At 74.4% G+C, this 21,294-nt stretch carries 20 protein-coding genes and 1 riboswitch; of the genes, 7 read left to right on the top strand and 13 right to left on the bottom strand.

Annotated elements, in window-relative coordinates:
* Window positions 1-158: 158 nt before the first annotated feature.
* Window positions 159-518, top strand: coding sequence for a PspC domain-containing protein (locus ACJTNH_RS08880; protein ID WP_458174708.1), 360 nt, complete (start codon window positions 159-161; stop codon window positions 516-518).
* A 134-nt stretch (window positions 519-652) separates the two neighbouring features.
* Here ACJTNH_RS08880 and ACJTNH_RS08875 read toward each other — a convergent pair whose 3' ends face one another.
* From ACJTNH_RS08875 to ACJTNH_RS08855, 5 genes are all read right to left on the bottom strand, one after another.
* Window positions 653-3,649: a helix-turn-helix transcriptional regulator gene (locus ACJTNH_RS08875; RefSeq protein WP_458174706.1), complete on the bottom strand. Its 2,997-nt coding sequence runs from the start codon at window positions 3,647-3,649 to the stop codon at window positions 653-655.
* A 38-nt stretch (window positions 3,650-3,687) separates the two neighbouring features.
* Entirely contained in the window at window positions 3,688-3,813 is a 126-nt protein-coding gene (locus tag ACJTNH_RS08870) for a hypothetical protein (RefSeq protein ID WP_458174704.1), read from the bottom strand.
* Between the two features lie 126 nt (window positions 3,814-3,939).
* Entirely contained in the window at window positions 3,940-5,238 is a 1,299-nt protein-coding gene (locus ACJTNH_RS08865; protein WP_458174702.1) for an MFS transporter, read from the bottom strand.
* A gap of 75 nt (window positions 5,239-5,313) precedes the next feature.
* Window positions 5,314-5,853, bottom strand: a complete 540-nt coding sequence (locus ACJTNH_RS08860) for a DUF7282 domain-containing protein (RefSeq protein ID WP_458174700.1) — start codon at window positions 5,851-5,853, stop codon at window positions 5,314-5,316.
* Between the two features lie 40 nt (window positions 5,854-5,893).
* The gene (locus ACJTNH_RS08855) at window positions 5,894-6,430 is read right to left on the bottom strand and encodes a DUF7282 domain-containing protein (protein WP_458174698.1); all 537 of its coding nucleotides are present in this window, start codon (window positions 6,428-6,430) and stop codon (window positions 5,894-5,896) included.
* A 140-nt stretch (window positions 6,431-6,570) separates the two neighbouring features.
* Here ACJTNH_RS08855 and ACJTNH_RS08850 point away from each other — a divergent pair, with 140 nt between their 5' ends.
* Window positions 6,571-7,995: a glucose-6-phosphate dehydrogenase gene (locus tag ACJTNH_RS08850; protein ID WP_458174696.1), complete on the top strand. Its 1,425-nt coding sequence runs from the start codon at window positions 6,571-6,573 to the stop codon at window positions 7,993-7,995.
* A gap of 236 nt (window positions 7,996-8,231) precedes the next feature.
* Here ACJTNH_RS08850 and ACJTNH_RS08845 read toward each other — a convergent pair whose 3' ends face one another.
* Window positions 8,232-8,957, bottom strand: a complete 726-nt coding sequence (locus ACJTNH_RS08845) for a phospholipid scramblase-related protein (protein ID WP_458174694.1) — start codon at window positions 8,955-8,957, stop codon at window positions 8,232-8,234.
* Between the two features lie 84 nt (window positions 8,958-9,041).
* On the opposite strand from ACJTNH_RS08845, the gene ACJTNH_RS08840 reads away from it, so the two are divergent.
* Together ACJTNH_RS08840 and ACJTNH_RS08835 are read left to right on the top strand one after the other, a co-directional pair.
* Window positions 9,042-9,665 carry an HD domain-containing protein gene (locus tag ACJTNH_RS08840; protein WP_458174692.1) on the top strand — a complete coding sequence of 208 codons (624 nt, stop codon included), beginning with the start codon at window positions 9,042-9,044 and terminating at the stop codon, window positions 9,663-9,665.
* Between the two features lie 127 nt (window positions 9,666-9,792).
* Window positions 9,793-10,029, top strand: a complete 237-nt coding sequence (locus ACJTNH_RS08835; protein ID WP_458174690.1) for a DUF6458 family protein — start codon at window positions 9,793-9,795, stop codon at window positions 10,027-10,029.
* Here ACJTNH_RS08835 and ACJTNH_RS08830 read toward each other — a convergent pair.
* On the bottom strand, window positions 10,026-10,292 hold the full coding sequence (locus tag ACJTNH_RS08830; protein ID WP_458174688.1) for a DUF4031 domain-containing protein: 267 nt from the start codon (window positions 10,290-10,292) through the stop codon (window positions 10,026-10,028). The two genes, ACJTNH_RS08835 and ACJTNH_RS08830, sit on opposite strands and share 4 nt — an antisense overlap.
* 31 nt (window positions 10,293-10,323) lie before the next feature.
* On the opposite strand from ACJTNH_RS08830, the gene ACJTNH_RS08825 reads away from it, so the two are divergent.
* Window positions 10,324-11,319 (top strand): Gfo/Idh/MocA family protein, encoded by a 996-nt coding sequence (locus ACJTNH_RS08825; RefSeq protein WP_458174686.1) that lies wholly within the window; start codon window positions 10,324-10,326, stop codon window positions 11,317-11,319.
* Here the strand turns inward: ACJTNH_RS08825 and ACJTNH_RS08820 are convergent.
* Window positions 11,277-12,113, bottom strand: a complete 837-nt coding sequence (locus ACJTNH_RS08820) for a DUF72 domain-containing protein (protein WP_458174684.1) — start codon at window positions 12,111-12,113, stop codon at window positions 11,277-11,279. The two genes, ACJTNH_RS08825 and ACJTNH_RS08820, sit on opposite strands and share 43 nt — an antisense overlap.
* 24 nt (window positions 12,114-12,137) lie before the next feature.
* On the opposite strand from ACJTNH_RS08820, the gene ACJTNH_RS08815 reads away from it, so the two are divergent.
* Window positions 12,138-12,515: a VOC family protein gene (locus ACJTNH_RS08815; protein WP_458174682.1), complete on the top strand. Its 378-nt coding sequence runs from the start codon at window positions 12,138-12,140 to the stop codon at window positions 12,513-12,515.
* Window positions 12,516-12,759: 244 nt separating this feature from the next.
* Here ACJTNH_RS08815 and groL read toward each other — a convergent pair whose 3' ends face one another.
* From groL to thrC, 3 genes are all read right to left on the bottom strand, one after another.
* Window positions 12,760-14,391, bottom strand: coding sequence for a chaperonin GroEL (gene groL / locus ACJTNH_RS08810; RefSeq protein WP_458174680.1), 1,632 nt, complete (start codon window positions 14,389-14,391; stop codon window positions 12,760-12,762).
* Between the two features lie 308 nt (window positions 14,392-14,699).
* Complete coding sequence (locus ACJTNH_RS08805) at window positions 14,700-14,900, bottom strand: cold-shock protein (protein WP_369140645.1); 201 nt, start codon at window positions 14,898-14,900, stop codon at window positions 14,700-14,702.
* Between the two features lie 222 nt (window positions 14,901-15,122).
* Complete coding sequence (gene thrC / locus ACJTNH_RS08800; RefSeq protein WP_458174678.1) at window positions 15,123-16,424, bottom strand: threonine synthase; 1,302 nt, start codon at window positions 16,422-16,424, stop codon at window positions 15,123-15,125.
* A gap of 12 nt (window positions 16,425-16,436) precedes the next feature.
* A riboswitch (SAM riboswitch) is annotated at window positions 16,437-16,565 on the bottom strand.
* Window positions 16,566-16,624: 59 nt separating this feature from the next.
* On the opposite strand from thrC, the gene ACJTNH_RS08795 reads away from it, so the two are divergent.
* A complete protein-coding gene (locus ACJTNH_RS08795; RefSeq protein ID WP_458174676.1) occupies window positions 16,625-17,446 on the top strand; it encodes an HAD family hydrolase in 822 nt (273 codons plus the stop codon).
* Between the two features lie 81 nt (window positions 17,447-17,527).
* Here ACJTNH_RS08795 and ACJTNH_RS08790 read toward each other — a convergent pair whose 3' ends face one another.
* Window positions 17,528-18,427 (bottom strand): ABC transporter permease, encoded by a 900-nt coding sequence (locus ACJTNH_RS08790; protein ID WP_458174674.1) that lies wholly within the window; start codon window positions 18,425-18,427, stop codon window positions 17,528-17,530.
* Entirely contained in the window at window positions 18,424-21,282 is a 2,859-nt protein-coding gene (locus ACJTNH_RS08785) for an alpha/beta fold hydrolase (RefSeq protein WP_458174672.1), read from the bottom strand. Before ACJTNH_RS08785 ends, ACJTNH_RS08790 begins: the two co-directional genes overlap by 4 nt.
* Window positions 21,283-21,294: the final 12 nt, after the last annotated feature.

Below are 21,294 nucleotides of genomic sequence, written 5' to 3'. Positions count from 1 at the left end.
TGAGGGCAGCCGGAGAGCCCGCCCAGCTGTCACTCGGTGATCGGCTGGATGGCGGGCGCCGGGACGGCCGGCTCCCCGCGACCCTGAGCTGCCGGACCAGGGTCGGATCCGGGCGTTCCCCGATGCCGGCGGGGCGCCGCCGGGCGCAGGCTCGTGTCATGACCGAGACGGTGCACACCCAGACCCCGCAGACCGAGACCCCGCAGATCGAGACCCCGCAGCTCCAGGCCGGGACGCCGTACCGCGCCGCCGAGCGTCCGCCGTTGCTGCGCGACCGCACCGACCTGCTGGTCGGTGGCGTCGCCGCCGGGCTGGCCCGACATACCGGCATCGACGCGCTGCTCTGGCGGCTCGGGTTCGTCGCGCTCGTCTTCGCCGGCGGCGCCGGGTTGTTCCTCTACCTGGCGCTGTGGCTGCTGATGCCGACCGCGCCGGCCACCCCGCAGGACCGCACGAACCTGCTCGACGGCTGGGTCGAGCGGCTCCGCGGCACCGTCACCCGCCAGCGCACGCGCTGACCCGGCGGGCGTCAGCGCCCGGCCGCCCGCCACAGCGCGGGCACCCGTTCACCGATGACCGACTCCGGTGGCGACGGCCGGATGCGCGCAGACGACGGACGGACGACGGGACGACGGGACGGCGGGGACGCCGGTCAGCCGAGGAGGCCGCGGGCGGCGGCGATGGCCACGGCCTCGGCGCGGCTGGCGGCGCCGAGTTTGGCCAGGATGTTGCTGACGTGCACGCTGGCGGTCTTCTCGCTGATGAACAGCTCGGCCCCGACCTGCCGGTTGGTGCGTCCCTGGGCGACCAGCGCCAGCACCTCCGCCTCCCGCGGGGTGAAGACGGTGGTGGTCGCGGTCAGCACCCCGGGGAGCTCGAGCCGCCCGCGCCGGGCCAGCGCCTCGACCGTTGTGCGCAACGGCACCGCGCCCAGCCGCACGGCCACCTCGTGCGCGGCCCGCAGCTCTTCGGCTGCGCCGGTGCGGTCGTCGCCGGCCAGCAGCGCCTCGGCCAGCCGGAACCGGGAGCGGGCCTGCTCGAAGACGTGGCCGTAGCCGAACTCCTCGACCGCCTGCCGCCACTGCTCGACCGCGGCCTCGCCGCGCACCCGGGCCAGCTCGGCCGCCAGCCGCGTACCCCAGGCGCGCGCCTCGATGCCCACCGGCCAGGGCGTCCGGGTCGCTGCGCGGCCGATCTCGGCCAGGTCCGCGGCCGCCGCCACCCAGCGGCCCACGGCATCGTCGTCCCCCGCGCGCCGAGCGGCGACCGCCGCGTCGCCGACCGCCGCCAGCGCGGTCGCGACCAGCCGCACGGAGGCGAGCCGCTCATCGCCCCACAGCTCCCGGAGCCGGCGGTCGGCCCATCGGGCCCGCTCCGCCGCCGTGGCGGCGTCACCGGCCTGGCCGGCCAGCTCGATCTCCGCGGCGACCGTGGCCAGCATGAGCAGCACGTGGTTGTCCCAGCGGGCGGCCGGCCCCTGCGCCCAGCTCAGCCGCTCGGCCGCCCGGGGGTCACCGCGGCCGACCAGCACCAGCAGCCCGTCGGCACGCACGTGCGCGGCCATGTCGGGCACCCGGGCCAGCGCATCGGCGGCGGCCAGGCTGCCGTCCCAGTCACCGAGGACGTAGCGGGCCAGCACCTCCAGGTGCCGCAGCTCGGCGCCGTAGAACGACCAGTCGACCCCCAGCGCCCGGGCCCGGGCCAGCCCCGCCGTCGCGTGGTCCAGCGCCTCGGCCATGTCGCCGGCGTCGTGGGCGGTGACCGCCTGGCTGAACCACACCCGCATCTCGACGTCGGCGTCCCCGGACCGCTGCGCCCGGGCCCGGGCCTCCGCGAACCGCGCCCGCACCGCCTCCCGGTCGCCGACGCCCGAGCCGCGGACCAGGGAGACCGCGGTGTCGGCCCACGCGCTGTCGAGCCCCAGGGCGTCGGCCGCCGCGAGCGCCTCCTCCGCCGCGGCATCGGCCTCGGCCACCAGGCCCAGGCTGTAGCTGGTGCGGGCATGGGTGGCCGCCGCCCAGGTGCGCACCACCGAGGGCGGGTGGGCCGGCACCAGCGCCATCGCCGCCGCGCTCTCGCGGTGCGCCTCGGCCGCCTCCTCGATCCGGCCGAGGACCTGGGCCGCCGTGTAGTGCACCCGGGCCCGCGCCTCGGGGTCGCCGTCGGCGCCCAGCAGCTCCTGGGCCGACCGCAGCAGCGCCACGGCCCGGTGCAGGTCACCGACCGCGCGGGCCGCGGCGGCGGTGTCCAGCAGCACCGCCCACTGCTGCCGCCCGGCTCGCCCAGCAGCGTCGGGCACCGCCGACCAGAGGCTGAGCACCGCCTCCAGGTGCTGCAGCCGCTCAGCCGGTGCGCCCACCCGGCGGGCGGCGTCGGCCGCCTCCAGCGACGCGCTCAGCGCACCGGGCAGGTCGTTGCTCTCCCGCAGGTGGTGGGCCCGCTCCGCCGCCGTGCCGGCCCCCGGCTCGGCCGCCAGCTGGGCGGCGATGGCGGCGTGCAGCCGCACCCGCTCGCCGGGCAGCAGGTCGGCGAGCACGGCCTCGCGCAGCAGCGCGTGCCGGAAGCGGTAGCGGCCACCCTCGGAGACGACCAGCAGGTGGTGGTGCACGGCCTCGGCGAGCGCCTGCTCGAGCGCGCCGTCGGCCTGCCCGCTCACCGCCGCCACCAGCTCGTGCCGCACCCGGCGACCGGCGACCGCCGCCACCCGCAGCACCTGCTGGGCGGCCGGGCTCAGCTGCTCGACCCGGGCCAGCAGGACGTCGGAGAGCCCGCCGGGGAGCACCTCCCCCGCCAGCCCCGCGGCGACCAGCTCCTCGGCGTAGAAGGCGTTGCCCTCGGCGCGGGCCACGACGTCCTCGATCGTGGCGGCAGCGGCCCCGCCGGACTCGGCGGCCAGCCGGCGGACCAGCTGCTCCACCTCGGCGTCCGGCAGCGGGTCGAGCTCGAGCCGCTCGACACCGGGCAGCCGGACCAGCTCGGCCAGCAGCGGGCGCAGCGGGTGCCGGCGGTGCAGGTCGTCGGTGCGGTAGGAGGCGACGACGGTGACCGGCTCCTCGACGTGCCGGTCGACCAGCCGGGCCAGCAGGTAGCGCAGCAGGTCGCGGCTGGACCGGTCGGCCCAGTGCAGGTCCTCCAGGACGACGAGCAGCGGCTGGTGGGCGGCCAGCTCGCCGAGCAGGGCGGCGACCGACTCGAACAGCTGGAGGCGGCCGTCGTCGTCCGGCGGGCGCAGCCCCGACCCCGGCAGCGACCGGCCCAGCTCGGCAGCGGCGCTCTCGGGCACCACCGCACCGGGCCGGCCGGTCAGCGGGCCGGTGAGGACCGGGTGGCCGGCCAGCACCGGCGCGAGCGCCGGGTCGGCGACCACCGGGCGGAGCAGGTCGACGAAGGGCAGGTACGGCAGGCCCACGTCGCCGAGGTCGACGCAGTGGCCGGTGAGCACACGCACCCCGCGGGCGGTGGCCTGGCGCGCCAGCTCGTCGAGCAGCCGGGTCTTGCCGACCCCGGCGTCGCCGGAGACCAGCACCGCCGACGGGCCACCGGGCCCCGCCCGCTCGACGTGCGCCACCAGCCGGGCCAGTTCGTCGGCCCGGCCGATGAGTGGTGAGTCCTCCCAGCGCCGCACGGCGCCGATCGTGGCAGAGCCCACCGACAGCACCGCCGGTGCCGCGGCGGCCGGCGACCCGCTCAGTGCGCTCGCCGCCGCCCCAGCCAGGAGCCCCGGCGGCTCCCGCTGCGCCGGGACGCCGACCGGATCAGCTCGTGCCGGTAGGCCAGCTCCGCTTCCAGTGCCGGGTTCGGGTACTGCGTCATGACGTCTCCTCGTGCCGTTCGATCGGGACGAGGAGGACGTTCGTCCTGAGGGGGTGGCCGGCACATCGGTCGACCACGCAGTGGTGCACCCCTCAGGTGGGCCCCAGCGGTCTGAGGCCCCTCAGGTCAGCGCAGTTCGGTGCCCTTGGTCTCGCGCAGGGTGAGGATCGCGCAGAAGGCGATCGCCGCCGCCACCGCGACGTACCAGAAGAACCACAGCGGGTGCCCGGCCTCGGACAGCGCGGTGATCACCAGGGGTGCCGTCCCGCCGAAGACGGCGACGGTGAGGTTGTACCAGGCGCCGATGCCGGTGGCCCGCAGCTCGGTCGGGAACAGCTCGCTCATCACCGCCGGGGCGATCGAGGCCAGCAGCGCGTAGAGCACCAGCCCGGTGCTGAAGACGACGACCAGCGAGCCCAGGTCGTCCTGCACCAGGAACGACAGCGGCACGATGAGCAACGCGATCCCGGCCGCCCACACCAGCATCTGCGGCTTGCGGCCGAACCGGTCCGACAGCGCGCCGAACGGGTAGCAGCAGGCCACGAACAGCGCCGTCCCGATCGAGAGCGCGACGAAGACGTCGCTGGCGTCGGCGTCCCGGAAGTTGATCGCGAACGGGGTCAGGGCACTGAAGAACGTGTAGTACGACAGCGTCGACAGCATCGTGAACGCGCACAGCTGCAGCACCGCCCGCGGGTGCTCCTTGACCGTCATCCACAGCGGGTTCTTCACCGCCCGGGCCTTGGCCGCGTTCTCCTCGAACTGGTCGGTCTCCGACAGCGAGCGGCGCAGCCACAGCCCGACGAAGCCCAGCAGCCCGCCGATGGCGAAGGCGATCCGCCAGCCGTACGAGCTCAGTTGGTCGTCGTCGAGCACGTTGGTCAGCAGCACGCCCAGCAGCGAGGCGGCCAGCAGGGCGGTGCCGGTGGAGATGTAGAAGAACGCCGAGTACCGGCCGCGCCGGGCCGGCGGGGCGATCTCGGCGAGGTAGGCCGAGGCGTTGGAGACCTCACCACCCAGCGACATGCCCTGGGCGATGCGGGCCAGCAGCAGCAGGATCGGCGCCAGCCAGCCCACCGCCTCGTAGGTGGGCAGGACCGCGATGACCAGCGAGCCGCCGGCCATCAGCAGGATGGTCAGCAGCATGCCGGCCTTGCGGCCGCGCAGGTCGGCGAACCGGCCGAGCAGCCAGCCGCCCAGCGGCCGGAAGAAGAACGCCAGCGCGTAGGTCGACGTCGCGCCGATCAGCGCCAGCGCCTCGTTGTCGCTGGGGAAGAACTGGGTGGAGAAGTAGACGACGAACGTCGCGTAGACCGTCCAGTCGAACCACTCGACCGCGTTGCCGATGCTGGCCGAGACCAGCGTCCGGATCGGCAGTCGGTGTCGCTCGGTCGTCCCGGTGACCTGTTCTGTGGTGCCGGCCATGGGGCTGCCCTCCGTCGGTGCCGCGGCGTCCGGCTCACCGTAGTGAGCCGGCTCACCTCCGGCATCCCGAGGGGATCAGCGCACGTCGTAGTCGGCGTCCTCCGAGACGTCGCCGTCGTCATCTCCGTCGTCATCGCCCTCGTCGTCGGAGTCGGGCACCTGCTGGTCGATCGCCGGGTCGAAGGTGCCGCTGTCGTCGGTGTCGCCGTAGAGGGTGGCCTCCAGGTCGGTGTCCTCGGTCAGCACCGGGGACAGCGGCACCTGGACGTCGGTGGACTCCCCGGCCGGCAGCGCGACGGTGCCCACCAGCAGGTCGTCGGTCCCGTCGTCCCCGTCGTCGGCCGTGATCACCACGAAACCGGCCACCGGCAGGACGACGCGGGCCACGACGGCGGAGTCACCGGCGCCGGACTGGTCCTCGAACGCGACGTCGGCGACCTCGCCGGTGGCCGCCGCGCTGCCGGTCGCGGTCGCCGACGAGGCGGCCGCCGAGTCACTGGCGAAGGTGGTCCCCACGGCCGGGGCCGGGTCGCCGTCCTCGTCGCCCCCGCCACAGGCGGAGAGCACGAGGACGGTGGCGGGGGCGAGGAGGACGGCGGCGCGCAGACGGGTCACGGTCTGCCCATGCCCCGGATCCCCCGGTGCGGAACCACGGTCAGCCGAGGCTGTACCGGGCGTCGTCCTGCACCGGGTCGGAGAGCTCGGAGACGTCGTCGTCGGTGTCCCCGCCGTCGATCGGCGCGGGCACCACCTCGTCGGCCTCGGGGTCGAAGGACCCGTCGCCGTCGGTGTCGGCGTACAGCGTCGCGACCAGGTCGGTGTCGGCGTCCAGCGGCGGGTCGAGGGTCACCTCGACGTCGGCCGACGTGCCGACCTGGACCTCGGACCAGCCGAGGACGGCGTCGTCGGCGCCGTCGGCGGTGAGCACGACGAAGCCCCCTTCCGGCGCCGAGACGGTGCCCACGACCACGGTGCTGCCGTCGCCGGCCTGGTCCTCGAACTCGAGTTCGGCCTGCTGTCCGCTGCCGGCCTCCCCGTCCGGCGCCACCGTCGTGGCCCCGGCCGTGGCCGGTGAGGACGGCGACAGCTCGTCGCCGGCGACGGAGGCGCCGTCCCCGGACCCGCAGGCGGAGGAGAGCGCGACCGCGGCTGCGATCGCGACGGCGGGCAGGGCACGATGGTGTCGGGTCACACCGGGACTGCTGCCCGGGTGTCCGCGGTTCCACACCACACGAGCTCCACGGGTCGTCCACCTCACCGGCGTGGGGACCAACCGCTGGGGACACACGAACCACTGGACGGCGCCCCGCGGCGCCCATCGAGAGGAGCCCCGTGTCCGACACCGGGACGACGAACGACCTGACCCCCACCGTGTTCGTGCTGTACGGCGCGACCGGTGACCTGGCCCGGCGGATGGTGCTGCCGGCCTTCTTCCAGCTGGCCCAGCAGGGCCTGCTGCCCGACGAGTGGCGGCTCATCGGCAGCGGCCGCGGCGAGCGCACCGACGAGGAGTTCGTCGAGCACGTGCGCGGCGCGCTGGAGGAGTTCGGGCCCGCGCCCGACGACGGGCCGTGGGACGAGTTCCGCACCCGGCTGCGCTTCGCCGGCGGCGGCTTCACCGCCGACGACCCCGGCCAGCTGCTGGACGTCGTCGGGAAGGCCCGCGCCGAGGTCGGCGAGGACGCCCAGCTGGTGCACTACCTGTCGCTGCCGCCCAAGGCCTTCACCGGCTACACCGAGGCGCTGGGCGCCCACGGGCTGGCCGAGGGCTCGCGGGTGGTCTACGAGAAGCCCTTCGGCGACTCCCCCGACGGCTTCCGCGAGCTCGACGGCGTCGTGCACTCGGTGTTCGACGAGGAGCAGGTCTTCCGGATCGACCACTTCCTGGGCAAGGAGGGCACCCAGGACCTGCACGTGCTGCGCTTCGCCAACGGGCTGTTCGAGCACATCTGGAGCCGCGAGCACGTGGCCCAGGTGCAGATCGACGTCCCCGAGGACCTCGACGTCGCCGACCGTGCCGACTTCTACGACGCCACCGGCGCCACCCTGGACATGCTGGTCACCCACTTGTTCCAGGTGGCCGCCGAGGTCGCCATGGAGCCGCCGGTCAGCTTCTCCGCCGACGACATCCTCTCCGCCCGCGAGTCGGTGCTGAAGAACTTCCGCCCGCTGGCCCCCGAGGACGTCGTGCTGGGCCAGTTCGACGGCTACCGCGAGCTGGACGGCGTGCCCGACGACAGCCAGACCGACACCTTCGTCGCCGCCCGGCTGTTCATCGACTCCGGCCGCTGGCGGGGCGTCCCCTTCCTGCTGCGCACCGGCAAGCGGATGGCGGCCAAGCAGCAGCGGGTCAGCCTGGTGCTGCACCGGCCGAAGGGCCCGGTGAACGGGGTGCCGGCGAACGGCAACGTGGTCTCCCTGTCGCTGGCCGGCGCCGGCGCGGTCGACATCGACGTGATGGCCAAGCGCCCCGGCCCCGACCTGGCGATGGCCCCGGCCCGGGTGTCGCTGGACCTGTCGAAGATCCCCGGCGGTGAGCCGCTGCCGCCCTACGTGTCGCTGATCCACGACGTGCTGGTCGGTGACCGGTCGCTGTTCACCACCAGCGAGGGCCTGGCCCAGACCTGGCGGGCGCTGCAGCCGGTGCTCGACGACCGGCCCGAGGTGCAGCCCTACGAGCCCGGGTCCTGGGGCCCGGCGGCGGCCAACGAGCTGGCCGGCGAGCACGGCTGGCTGCTCGGCCAGACGGAGGACTGAGAAGCGCGCAACGGCCCCTCTCCGACCAGGAGAGGGGCCGTTCTGCGGAGTGGGTCCGGACCGAGCGCTGGTCGCCTCGCGGCGGTTTGCACATCTGGGGCTCCAGGCCCCCGACCGGAGTCGGGGCGGTGTTCCCCAGCGGCAGTTATCTAGTGGAGCCCGGGGACACAGGTCGCCCGGCCCGGACGTCGTTCACCGTACCCGCGAGGGTCGGCCCGACACACATGGCGGGGGCCTCAGTCGAGGCCGCGCCGGTCCTGCTTGAGCGCGGTGTCCACGGTCAGCGCGGCCGCCAGCACCAGGCCGGCCAGCGGCTCCTCCAGCCGCCGGTGCACCTGGACGACGTACCGGTCCGCGGTGGTGAACAGCGTCCGGGCCAGGCCTTCCCACCGCTTGGTGATCCGGGCGACCTCGACCCCGCCCGCGTCGGTGATCGCGAAGTCCCAGGCCCGCCAGTTCTCCGCCTGGACCGCACCCACCAGCTGACCCCCAGCCACGAGGTCGAAGCGGATCCGGCCGAGCACGGTGGCCTGCACGATCTCCCCCACCGGGCGGCCGTCGGGCCCGGTCACCAGGACCCGGGAGCGCACCAGCTTCGCCGGCCGGGTCAGCACCACCACCACGCCGGTCGGGTCGCGCACCTCCAGCCGGTGGGTGAGGAACTGGTCGTACCGGGAGACGAACCGGAAGGCCTTGCGCAGCGCGCTCTGCCCGATCTGGACGACGGCGCCCAGCTGCTGGCCGTTCCCGTCGGACACCGCGTACTCGTTGGTCAGCTCGACCAGCTTCGCCCGCTGCTCGACCACGAGCACAGGCTGCTCGAGCAGCACCGACCGCGGCCCGCCGTGCGGCTGGGGCGGCTGCACGTGCGCCGTCCAGTCCCGGCCGTCCCACCAGCGGACGCCGCCGCCCCCGGCCGGGTCGGGGTACCAGCCGGGCGGCGGCGGGGGTGGCTGCGTCACGCGCCGACGGTAGCCATGCCCGTTCGCCAGCCATGCCCGTTCGCCAGCCATGCCCGTTCGCCCAGCCGTGCCAGACTCGCGCCCATGAGCGGCGTCGGCTTCGAGGACTGGACGGCGCTGGCCGGGGACTCCGAGACCTCGCGCACCGAGTGGGCCGCGCTGGTGGGCGCCTGGTCCGAGCCGCACCGCAGCTACCACGACCTGGCCCACCTGGCCGCCGTCCTCGGCATCGTCGACCAGCTGGCCGGGCACGCGACCGACCCCACCGCCGTCCGGCTGGCCGCCTGGTACCACGACGTCGCCTACGACCCGGAGCGCAGCGACAACGAGGAGGTCAGCGCGGCCCGCGCCCGGATCGGGCTGCTCGGGCTGGTCCCCGACGCCACGGTCGCCGAGGTGGAGCGCCTGGTGCTGCTCACCGCCGGCCACGACCCGGCGGACGACGACCCGAACGGGGCCGTGCTCTGCGACGCCGACCTGGCCGTGCTGGCCAGCCCGCCCGCGGCCTACGCCGGCTACGCCTCCGCGGTGCGCGCGGAGTACGGCCACCTCTCCGACGCCGACTTCACCGCCGGGCGGATCGCGGTGCTGGAGCAGCTACTGGCCCTGCCGCAGCTGTTCCGGGTACCGGCCGCGGCCGAGCGGTGGACCGAGCCGGCCCGGGCCAACCTGACCGCCGAGCTCACCCTGCTGCGCGCCCGCAGCTGACCCGGTCCACCCGATCGGGTGATCATCGGGTCGCGCCGGGCGCGCCCCTGGTCCAGGGTGGCCCGGCGACCCGCCGCCGACCCGGCGGCTCCCGTCCGGGACCGGTCGCCTGACGGAGGAGTTCCTCGTGCGCCTCGGTACCGGCATCTTCCTGCTCGCTCTCGGCGCCATCCTCACCTTCGCGGTGAGCGCCCAGGTCAGCGGCGTCGACCTCGACGTCGTCGGCTGGATCCTGATGGCCGTCGGCGCGCTGGGCGTCCTCGTCGAACTGGCGGTCTGGGCACCGCGCCGCCGCCGCGTGGTGCGCACCGACGGGTACGAGGGCGGCCCGGTCCGCCGCTCCACCACGGAGGAGTCCTACTAGGCCCGGGCCTTCTTGCGGCGCAGCCCGGCGGCCATCAGCCGCTGGAGCAGCTCCCGGCTGCCCACCGGCTCGGCGCCGGCGGCGACCGCCCGGGCGTACAGCTCCTCCGGGACGTCGTAGTGGTCGCCCTGGAACGCCCGGCGCGGGATGTCGAGGTGCTGCTGGACGAAGGCGTGCAGCTCGTCGTAGCCGGTGTCGCTGACCAGGTGCGACCACCGCCGCCCCCGCCAGGGCCACACCGGGGTGTCGATCAGCAGTGCCACCCCGACAGTCTGCCCCGGCTACGGTCAGGGCGTGACTGAGGAGATCCGCTGGGGAGTCGTCGGGCCGGGCCGCATCGCGGAGAAGGTGGTCGAGGACTTCGCCGTCGTCGACGGGGCGCGGGCGGTCGCGGTCGCCTCCCGCTCGCTGGACCGCGCCCGGGACTTCGCCGGCCGGCACGGCATCGACCGGGCGCACGGCTCCTACGCCGAGGTCCTCGCCGACCCGGACGTCGACGTGCTGTACGTCGCCACCCCGCACCCGCAGCACCACGCCGTCGCGCTCGCCACCATCGAGGCGGGCAAGGCGCTGCTGGTGGAGAAGGCGTTCACCGCCACCGTCGCCGGGGCCCGAGAGGTCGTCGAGCGCAGCCGGGCCGCCGACGTCTTCGTCATGGAGGCGATGTGGACCCGCTTCCAGCCGGCCGTCGTCCGGCTGCGGGAGCTGGTCGCCGACGGCGCCATCGGGGAGGTGCGCTCGGTGCAGGCCGACCTGGGCGTGCAGCGCGAGTTCGACCCCACCGACCGGCTGTTCGCGCGTGAGCTCGGCGGCGGCGCGCTGCTCGACCTGGGCGTCTACGTCGTCTCCTTCGCCCAGATGCTGCTCGGCGACCCGGACACCGTCACCGCCACCGGCTCGCGGTTCGAGACCGGCGTCGACGCCGAGGCGTCGTTGCTGCTCGGGTACGCCGACGGTCGCTCGGCGACGCTGATGACCTCGCTGCGCAACGCCCTGCCCGGCCAGGCACGGGTGTTCGGGACGGCGGGCTGGATCGACGTCCTCCCCCGCTTCCACCACCCGCAGACGATCGTGCTGCACCGCGCCGGGGCGAACGCTGAGGAGATCACCCTCCCGCAGCTGGGCGGCGGTTACTCGCACGAGCTGATCGAGGTCACCGAGTGCCTGCGCGCCGGCCGCACCGAGAGCGCCGTGATGCCGCTGGCCGACACCCTCGCCGTGCAGGCGGTGCTGGAGCAGGCCGCCGGTCAGCTGGGCGTCGCCTTCGCCGAGGACCCCGCCGTCCTCTGACTCCGCGGGGGCGGCTTGGGCGGCCAGGCCGCGCCGCTGGCCTGCGCCATCGTCGGCACCCGGGTGTGCGTGCCGCCGGCGGCCCGGACGGCGTCGGCGAGGGTGACCGCGTCCCGGGTGGCCGCACCGCCCGGGTCGTTGTTGAGGTAGACCAGCACGTCGTCGTCGCCGTAGGTCTCCTGCAGCCGCTGCGCCCACAGCTGCAGGGTCTCGGGGCGGTAGTCCCAGCCGTCGCGGCCGGTGTGCAGCCGCAGGTACCCCCACTCGGCCGTGCGCCACAGCGGCGCGACCGGCTGCTCGCCGCGGTCGGCCCAGCACAACGCCGCCTGGTACCGCTCCAGCAGCGCGCGCACCTCGTCGGTCCACCAGCTCACGTGCCGCGGCTCCACGGCCACCCGGGTACCGGCCGGGAACTGGCCCAGGCACTCGTTGAGCAGGTCGACGTCGGCCTGCAGCGTGGGTGGCAGCTGCAGCAGGACGACGTCCAGCCGGTCGCCCAGCCCGACGACCCGCTCCATCAGCCGGGCCACCGGCTCGGCCGGGTCGCGCAGCCGCTTGAGGTGGGTGAGGAACCGGGAGGCCTTCACCGCCCACCGGTAGTCCGGCGGGGTGCGCTCACGCCAGCGCTCGAAGGTCTGGCGCTCGGGCAGCCGGTAGAAGGCGTTGTTGCTCTCCACGGTGGCGAAGTGCTCGGCGTGGTGCTCCAGCCACAGCCGCTGCGGCAGCACCGGCGGGTAGAAGCGGCCGCGCCAGTCGCGGTACTGCCAGCCCGACGTCCCGATGACCACCGTCACCGGAGCCGCCTACCCTGCTCGGCCATGACCGACTCCCCCGCCCGGTTCCTGGACCTGTGCCTGGACGCCGTCGACCACCAGGCGCTGGCCGACTGGTGGTGCGCCGCGATGGGATACACCCGGCACGCCCCGCCCGGTGCGGACCTCGCCGGCCCGGTGCTGATCGTCGACCCGGCCGGCGCCGGGCCACGGATCTGGGTCAACCCGGTGCCGGAGCCGAAGACGGTCAAGAACCGGGTGCACCACGACGTCGTGGGCGACACCGCCGCGCTGCTCGCCCTCGGCGCCACCGTGGTGCGCGCCCGGGACGACGCCGATCACGCCACCGGCTCGATCAGCTGGGACGTGCTCGCCGACCCCGAGGGCAACGAGTTCTGCTGCTTCGCCCCCGACGGGTCATGAGCGACCCAGCCAGCACCCGACGTGATCACCACGGGCTGAGCGGCGTCTCACCCGGCCGGTGACCCCCGTCAGCCCGAGGTGATCACCGACGTGTCGCGGCCGGCTGGAGTCGGACCCAGCCACGGACGCCGACAGGGGCGGCCCCGCGGAAGCGGGACCGCCCCTGCCGGGCAGTGCTGGTGCGGCTACGTCGCAGGGACCCGCGGCGCGCGGAGCGCGTCGTGGGGGGCGACGTGGTCCTTCGTCAGAAGTCCATGCCGCCCATGCCACCGTCGCCGGCACCGGCCATGGCCGGGGCGTTCTTCTCCGGCTTGTCGGCGATGACGGCCTCGGTGGTGAGGAAGAGCGCCGCGATGGAGGCGGCGTTCTGCAGCGCCGAGCGGGTGACCTTGGCCGGGTCGATGATGCCGGCCGCGACCAGGTCCACGTACTCGCCGGTGGCGGCGTTGAGGCCGTGCCCGGTCTCGGAGTTGCGGACCTTCTCCGCCACGACGCCGCCCTCGAGGCCGGCGTTGACGGCGATCTGCTTCAGCGGGGCCTCGAGCGCGACGCGCACGATGGCGGCACCGGTGGCCTCGTCACCCTCGAGGTCGAGCTTCTCGAAGGCGACGGCGGTGGCCTGCGCCAGGGCGACGCCACCACCGGCGACGATGCCCTCCTCGACGGCGGCCTTGGCGTTGCGCACCGCGTCCTCGATGCGGTGCTTGCGCTCCTTGAGCTCGACCTCGGTCGCGGCACCGGCCTTGATGACGGCGACGCCACCGGCCAGCTTGGCCAGGCGCTCCTGCAGCTTCTCGCGGTCGTAGTCGGAGTCCGACTTCTCGATCTCGGCACGGATCTGGTTGACGCGACCCTGGATCTGGTCGGCGTCACCGGCGCCCTCGATGATGGTCGTCTCGTCCTTGGTGGTGACGAACTTGCGCGCCCGGCCCAGCAGGGACAGGTCGGCGTTCTCCAGCTTGAGGCCGACCTCCTCGCTGATGACCTGACCACCGGTGAGGATGGCGATGTCGGCGAGCATGGCCTTGCGGCGGTCACCGAAGCCGGGGGCCTTGACGGCGACCGACTTGAAGGTGCCACGGATCTTGTTGACCACCAGGGTCGCGAGGGCCTCGCCCTCGACGTCCTCGGCGATGATGGCCAGCGGCTTGCCCGACTGCATGACCTTCTCCAGCAGCGGGAGCAGGTCCTTGACCGAGGAGATCTTGCTGTTGACGACCAGGATGTACGGGTCGTCGAGCACGGTCTCCATGCGGTCGGTGTCGGTGACGAAGTAGGCCGACAGGTGGCCCTTGTCGAAGCGCATGCCCTCGGTGAGCTCGAGCTCGAGCCCGAAGGTGTTGCTCTCCTCGACGGTGATGACGCCTTCCTTGCCGACCTTGTCCATCGCCTCGGCGATGAGCTCGCCGATGGCCGGGTCCGCGGCGGAGATCGAGGCGGTGGCCGCGATCTGCTCCTTGGTCTCGACGTCCTTGGCGGTGGTCAGGAGGTACTCGGAGACCGAGGCGACGGCCTTCTCGATGCCCTTCTTCAGGGCCATCGGGTTGGCGCCGGCGGCGACGTTGCGCAGCCCCTCGCGGACGAGGGCCTGGGCCAGCACGGTGGCGGTGGTGGTGCCGTCACCCGCGACGTCGTCGGTCTTCTTGGCGACCTCCTTGACGAGCTCGGCCCCGATCTTCTCCCAGGGGTCCTCGAGCTCGATCTCCTTGGCGATGGAGACACCGTCGTTGGTGATGGTGGGGGCGCCCCACTTCTTCTCCAGCACGACGTTCCGGCCACGGGGGCCGAGGGTCACCTTGACGGCGTCGGCGAGGGTGTTCATCCCTCGCTCGAGGCCGCGGCGCGCCTCTTCGTTGAACGCGATCATCTTGGCCATGTGGTGATGTCCTCCGAGCGTGGATCGCTGCACGGCCGGCTCCGGCGCCCGCGACGGACGGCACTGGTGGCGTGGACGCTCCTGCGGCCCACGTCCCGGTACCTCACCGTTCCGACCTGGTTGGCACTCGACAGGCGTGAGTGCCAAGAAGGAGTCTGGCACTCGGCCTGTGCGAGTGCAAGAACGGGGGGTCGGCTCCGGCTGTTCCCGCAGGCAGCAGGCCCGGTCGCGGAACACGACGAGGCCCGGCCCCCGAGGGGGACCGGGCCTCGCTGCGCCGCCGGTGAGGGCGGCGGTGGTGCCGCCGGTCAGGCGCTGCGGACGGCGTCCGCCTGCGGCCCCTTCTCGCCCTGGACGACCTCGAAGCTGACCCGCTGGCCCTCGTCGAGGCTCTTGTACCCGTCCATCTGGATGGCCGAGTAGTGGACGAAGACGTCCTGGCCGCCGTCCACGGCGATGAAGCCGAAGCCCTTCTCGGCGTTGAACCACTTCACGGTGCCCTGTGCCACGTGTGCTCCCACGTTCGGTGCGTGCGGACGACCCCCCTGCATCCGGGAGGTCGGGTCTCGCCCTTCCGCCCGCCGATCACGAACGTGGAACTGAAACCGCGCGGAACGGTACAGGAACGGGGTGTTCTTGGTCACTGGCCCGCGCGCGGGTCACCCGCTGGTGTGTTAAGGGACCCCGTCCCCCTCACCCCTCGCACGCTCGGGGCGACCTCCGGACGGGGCCTAGGCGATGAGGCCGGCCTCGCGGAGCGACCTCAGCGACGGCTGGACGTGGTGCGAGGGGCCGACCACCGGGAGCAGCGGGTCCAGGGTCTTGAGCCCCTCACCGGTGTTCAGGACGACGGTCTCCTTCGCCGTGTCCAGCAGCCCCTTCTCCACCAGCTGCCGCAGCACCGCGGTGGTCACGCCGCCGGCGGTCTCGGCGAACACCCCGGTGGTGCGGGCCAGGTCGCGGATGCCGGCGACGATCTCGTCGTCCCCGACCCGGCCGACCGAGCCACCGGTGCGCCGGATGGCGTCCAGGGCGTAGGGCCCGTCGGCGGGGTTGCCGATGTTCAGCGACTTGGCGATGCCGGTGGGCTTGACCGGCTTGACGACGTCCCAGCCGTTGTCGAACGCGGTGGCGATCGGGTCGCAACCGGCCGACTGGGCGCCGAAGACCCTCCACTCGGTGTCCTCGACGATGCCGGCGGCGACCAGCTCGCGCCAGGCCTTGTCGACCTTGGTCAGCAGCGAGCCCGAGGCCATCGGGATGACCACCTGGGCCGGGATGCGCCAGCCCAGCTGCTCGGCGATCTCGTAGCCCATCGTCTTCGAGCCCTCGGCGTAGTAGGGCCGGACGTTCTGGTTGACGAACGCGGTGTCCTCGAACTCGTCGGTCTCGGCGAGCTCGCTGGTCAGCCGGTTGACGTCGTCGTAGTTGCCGTCGACGGCGACCAGCGCCTGCCCGTAGACCGCGGACTGGGTGATCTTGCCCGGCTCCAGGTCGCTGGGCACGAACACGAACGAGGGCAGCCCCATCCGGGCGGCGTGCGCGGCGACCGAGTTGGCCAGGTTGCCGGTGGAGGCGCAGGCGATCTTGGCGTAGCCGAAGGTCTTCGCCGCGGTCGCGGCCAGGCTCACCACCCGGTCCTTGAACGAGTGCGTGGGGTTGGCCGAGTCGTCCTTGACCCACAGCCCGCCGGTGAGGCCCAGCTCGGCGGCGAGCCGGTCGGCCCGCACCAGCGGCGTCATGCCCGGGTCGAGGGTGACCCGGTCGGCGGGGTCGTGGCCCACCGGCAGCAGGGCCACGTACCGCCAGATGTTCTGCGGGCCGGCCTCGATCTGCTGGCGGGTGACCGCCCGCAGGAGGTCCTTGTCGTAGTCGACCTCGAGCGGGCCGAAGCACTCGGCGCAGGCGTGCTCGGCGATCAGGCCGAAGGTGGCGCCACAGTTGCGACAGACCAGGCCCTTGGCCGGGTTGGGCGGCACGGGGCCACCGGCGTGCACGTCTGCCTGGGCGGAACCGGGAGCGGTCAGGGTCATTCGACGACTACCTCCTCATCTTCCCCGCGTCGGGCCGTCGAGCCGCGCAGGACGGAATTGGCACCTCCCGCTGCGCATGCGCACAGACGGCGGTTGCCGGGGCTTCATCGGGCCGTGTCCCTCTGCCCCTCTGGATGAGTGGAACGTCACCGACTCTACCCGGAGCACCCCGGCCCGCCCGGCACCGACAGGATGGGCCCGTGGCCACCCGCATCGTCTACACCGACCTCGACGGCACGATGGTCGGCCCGCGCGGTTCCTTCTGGCACACCGCCGACCGCGTGCCGACCGCCTCCCCCGCCGCCGCGCTCCTGGAGCTGCACCGGGCCGGCGTGCCGTTGGTGCTGGTCAGCGGCCGCACCCACGCCCAGCTGCTGGAGGCCGGCCGCATCTTCGCCGCCGACGGCGCGATCGCCGAGCTCGGCTCGCTGGTCAGCTGGGCCGGCGGCCGGGAGACCCACCTGCTGACCGGCGACCTGCCCGCGCAGTACGCCGGCCGGACGCCGATGGACGTCATGGCCGAGCTCGGCGTGGTGGCGGAGCTGATCGCCGCCCACCCGGGCCGGATCGAGTGGCACGAGCCCTGGCACGCCACCCACTCCGCCGACGCGCTGCTGCGCGGCCGGGTGGACGCCGCCGCGGTCGACGCCTGGCTGGCCGAGCGCGGCTGGGGCTGGCTGACCATGAACGACAACGGCGCGGTGCCGGCCACCCCGCGGATGACGCTGCACGCCGACGCGCTGCCGCCGCACGTCTACCACCTGATGCCGCGCGGGATCTCCAAGGGCGAGGCGATCCGCTGGGACCTCGCCCGCCGCGGGTTGGGCCCCGAGGACGCGGTGGCCGTCGGCGACAGCGTCAGCGACCTGGAGATGGCGCCCGCGGTCGGCCGGCTGTGGGTCACCGCCAACGGCGCCGCGGTGGCCGGGATGGCCGACCGGGTCGCCGCCGTCCCGAACGCCACCGTCACCGACGCCCCGATGGGCGAGGGCTGGGCCCAGGCGGTGCTCAGCAGCCTGTGAACCCGCGGCTCCCACGTGGTCGGCCCCGCTGCGGGGTCCCGGGCCGAGCTCGCGAGGTCCGGGGGGCAGCGGGGTCCTTCCTCAGCTGGTGACGTCCTTGCGGGCGAAGTGCCGGACGGCGAGGGCGGTGAAGACGGCGGAGTAGACCAGCCCCTGGACCACGCCGCGGAACAGGTCACCGGAGTCGACCGGCGTCTGCAGCAGGTCGGTCCAGGCGTAGTTGAACGCGGTGGGGAACCAGTCGCGGACCCCGCCCAGCTGCTCGACCTGCTCCAGCACGGCGAACACGACGGTGGTGAACACCGCCCCGCCGACCGCGGCCAGCGGCGCGTCGGTGACGGTGGACAGCCAGAACGCCAGCGTGCCCACCACCAGCAGGTGGACGGCGAGGTAGCCGACCATCCCGGCCAGCCGCACCAGCGCCGTCCCCTGGTCCAGCGCCAGGCCGACCGGGGTCTGCACGTCGCCGAAGCCGAAGGCGATGCCGCCGGCGACCACCGAGACGGCGACCAGCAGCACCATCGCGCCCACCGACAGCAGCAGTGCGGCCAGCCACTTCTGCCGCAGCAGCCGGGCGCGCGGCACCGGGGTGGCCAGTGCGTAGCGCAGCGACCCCCAGGACGCCTCGCTGGCCACTGTGTCGCCGAAGAAGAGCGCGAAGACGACCACCAGGAAGAAGCCGGTGGTGGCGAACAGCGTGAACAGGGTGAGGTTCAGCCCGCTGGCCGAGGCGACGTCGACCAGGTTGACCCGGGTGTTCTCCGACGCCTCCTCGGTGCCGCCGAGCTGCAGCGCACCGATCAGGACCAGCGGCAGGGCCGCCATCAGCGCGAAGACCCCGATGGTCCGGCGGCGCTTGAACTGGCGGCGCAGCTCGACCCCCAGCCGCAGCGTCCGCTCCGGCCGGTACCCGGCCGCCGCCCCCGTCCCGGTTCCGGCCGTGGTGGCCACCACGGCCGGCTCGTCGGTCGCGTGGCTCATGACTCCCCCACCAGTGACAGGAACGCGTCCTCGAGCCGGCGGCGCGGGGTGAGCTGGTCGACCCCGATGCCGGCCTCGACCAGTGCGGCCACCGCGGCGGCCCGGCCGGTCGTCCCGAGGTCGGCGACCAGGCCCTCGGCCGTCCGCTCGACCTCGCCGACGCCGGGCAGCCCGGTGAGCACGGCGACCGCCCGGTCGGTGTCGGCCGGGTCGGCGAGGCCGACGAGCACCGCTCCCCCGGTGCCGACGATCTCCTCCACCGTGCCCTGCACGATCTTCTGACCCTTGGCCATGACGACGACGTGGCTGCAGGTCTGCTCGATCTCGCTGAGCAGGTGGCTGGAGACGATCACCGTGCGGCCGGTCGCCGCGTAGGAGCGCAGCACGTCGCGCATGGCGTGGATCTGCGGCGGGTCCAGCCCGTTGGTCGGCTCGTCGAGCACCAGCAGGTCGGGCAGGCCGAGCATCGCCTGGGCGATCGCCACCCGCTGGCGCATGCCCTGGCTGTAGCTGCGCACCCGCTTGTCCAGCGCCGCGCCCAGGCCGGCGACCTCGATCGCCTCGTCCATGTGCGCATCGGCCAGCGGCCGGCCGGTGGCCGCCCAGTAGAGGGTCAGGTTGTCCCGGCCGGACAGGTGCGGCTGCAGCCCGGTCCCCTCGACGAACGAGCCGAGCCGGGACAGCACCGGAGCGCCCGGACCGGCGGCGTGACCGAACACCTCGATCCGGCCTTCGGTCGGCCGGATCAGGCCCATCAGCATCCGCAGGGAGGTCGTCTTGCCCGCTCCGTTGGGCCCGAGCAGGCCGAGCACCTGGCCGCGGCGCACCTCGAAGGACAGGTCCCGGACGGCGACGAAGCCGTCGGAGTAGGCCTTGGTGACCCCCTCGAACCGCAGCGGCACGTCCTCGCCGTCGGGTGAGGACTCCGACACCCGTCGGCGCCGGCGCCGGCCGAGCAGCACCGTCGCCAGCCAGCCCAGCAGCCCCAGGGCTGCCAGCACGCCGAGCAGCACCCACCACCGGCCCGACCCGGCGGTCGCCTGCACCTCGCCGTCGACCTGCGGGACGGCGAGCGTCGTCCCCTCCGCCGGCCCCACGGTCGACACCGCCGACGCCGTGGGCAGGGCGTAGGCCTGGTCGGTGGAGGAGACCAGCACGCGCATGGTGTGACCGACCTCGAACCGGTGCACGATCGCGGGCAGGGTCACCGGCACCTCGGTCGGCTCCGCGGACAGGCCGGTCAGCGCGAGCGGCGCGACCAGGCCGCTGGGCAGCGTCATCGTGCCGTCGGGGGCGACGTCGTAGAGCTTGGCGAACATCGTCGCCGTCCCGGCCGGCGCGGCGACCGAGAGCGTGACGGTGGGCGCGCCGACCACGTCGACGGCCTCGGTGAGCTCGGCGCTGTCGAAGGCGGCGAACTGGCCGGGGATCTCCAGCGTGCTGCCGCCCAGCGCCGCCGACACCGCGCCGAGGCCGGGCACGGTCGACAGGGCCGCGGGGCTGCCGCCGGCCGGGGTCACCACCGGCTGGGTGCCGCCGCGGAGCTCGATCCGCCGCTGCCCGACCGGGGCCGCGCCCTCGATGCCGGGGTACTCGGCGGCGGACACGGTCTGCGAGCCGCCCTGCGCGCTGAGCCCGCCGGCCAGCCCGGTGGGCGCCGGGTACCGGAAGCCGCCGTCCGCGCCGGCCCCGCCGTCGCGCAGGTGCCGGTCGAACCAGCCGGCGACCTCCTCGCGCAGCTCGGCGGTGACCCGGTCGGAGGCGGCGCTGTCGTGGCCGCCGGCGTACCAGACCACGCGCACGTCGGTGCCGTTGGCAGCGATCCCCCGGGCGTTGGCGTCGGCCTCACCCAGCCCGAACAGCGAGTCCTGGGTGCCCTGCACGAGCAGGGTCGGTGCGGTGATCCGGTCCAGCACGCCGGCCGGGCTGCTCCGGTCCAGGACGGCGGCGACCTCCGGGGTGAGCGTGCCGGTCGAGGCGGCCTGCTCGTAGGCCGCGCAGACGTCGGCCCGGAACCGGCCGCAGGTCAGCGCCTGCACCGCGGCCGGGTCGACGCCGTCCGCCTGGGCCGCGGCGTCGGCCGGGGTCGCGCCGTCCGCCGTGCCGTCGCCGGTCCGGCCCCCCAGCAGCCCGCCGCCGGGCACCGAGCCGGTGCCGAAGAACAGGCCGGCCCAGGTGCGCTTGAACACCCCGGCGTCCTCGGTGCGCGGGACGGCGGCCGGGGTGCCGGCGTCGGCGACCACGCCGGTCTGGTCGGGGAAGAAGGCGGTGGTCAGCGAGTTCCAGGTGATCTGCGGGGCGATCGCGTCGACCCGCTGGTCGTAGGCGGCGGCCAGCAGCGAGAGCGCACCGCCGTAGGAGGCCCCGGCGACCCCGGCCCGCGGGTCACCCGGAGCGTCGAGCAGCACGTCGTCCCGCTCGGCCAGGACGTCGAGCAGGGTGCTGACGTCGGCGACCTCGTACCGCGGGTCGTCCAGCCCGATCTGCCCGGTGCTGGCCCCGAAGCCGCGGGCCGACCAGGCGAGCACCACGTACCCCCGGCCGGCCAGGTCCCGTGCGTCGGTGGCCACGGACTCCTTGCTGCCGCCGAAGCCGTGGGCGAGCAGCACCGCCGGTGCCGGCTCCTCGGCCGTGGCCGAGGCGGGCACGTACAGGGTGGTGTCCAGCTCGACCGCGTCCGCCCCCGCGCCGGAGGGGACGGTCGCCTCGGTGGTGGTGACCTCCTCGGCCGCCCGCGCGGGCAGGGCGGTGCCCACGAGGAACGGGACGGCGAGCAGGAGGGCGAGCAGGGCGGCGGGGAGCAGCCGGGCGCCGGAGCGCGGGCCGATCCGCGCCGGCCCGGAGGCGGTGCGCACGGAGGCGGCAAC

This window comes from Modestobacter lacusdianchii (assembly GCF_054177765.1).
This window is presented reverse-complemented; position numbering and strand designations above follow the sequence as displayed.

What these genes read in the sequence shown, in the direction of transcription:
- groL (WP_458174680.1), bottom strand. Translation starts at nt 14,391, where the DNA reads ATGGCCAAGATGATCGCGTTCAACGAAGAGGCGCGCCGCGGCCTCGAG.
- ACJTNH_RS08880 (WP_458174708.1), top strand. Translation starts at nt 159, where the DNA reads ATGACCGAGACGGTGCACACCCAGACCCCGCAGACCGAGACCCCGCAG.
- ACJTNH_RS08870 (WP_458174704.1), bottom strand. Translation starts at nt 3,813, where the DNA reads ATGACGCAGTACCCGAACCCGGCACTGGAAGCGGAGCTGGCCTACCGG.
- ACJTNH_RS08790 (WP_458174674.1), bottom strand. Translation starts at nt 18,427, where the DNA reads ATGAGCCACGCGACCGACGAGCCGGCCGTGGTGGCCACCACGGCCGGA.
- ACJTNH_RS08840 (WP_458174692.1), top strand. Translation starts at nt 9,042, where the DNA reads ATGAGCGGCGTCGGCTTCGAGGACTGGACGGCGCTGGCCGGGGACTCC.
- ACJTNH_RS08815 (WP_458174682.1), top strand. Translation starts at nt 12,138, where the DNA reads ATGACCGACTCCCCCGCCCGGTTCCTGGACCTGTGCCTGGACGCCGTC.
- thrC (WP_458174678.1), bottom strand. Translation starts at nt 16,424, where the DNA reads ATGACCCTGACCGCTCCCGGTTCCGCCCAGGCAGACGTGCACGCCGGT.
- ACJTNH_RS08865 (WP_458174702.1), bottom strand. Translation starts at nt 5,238, where the DNA reads ATGGCCGGCACCACAGAACAGGTCACCGGGACGACCGAGCGACACCGA.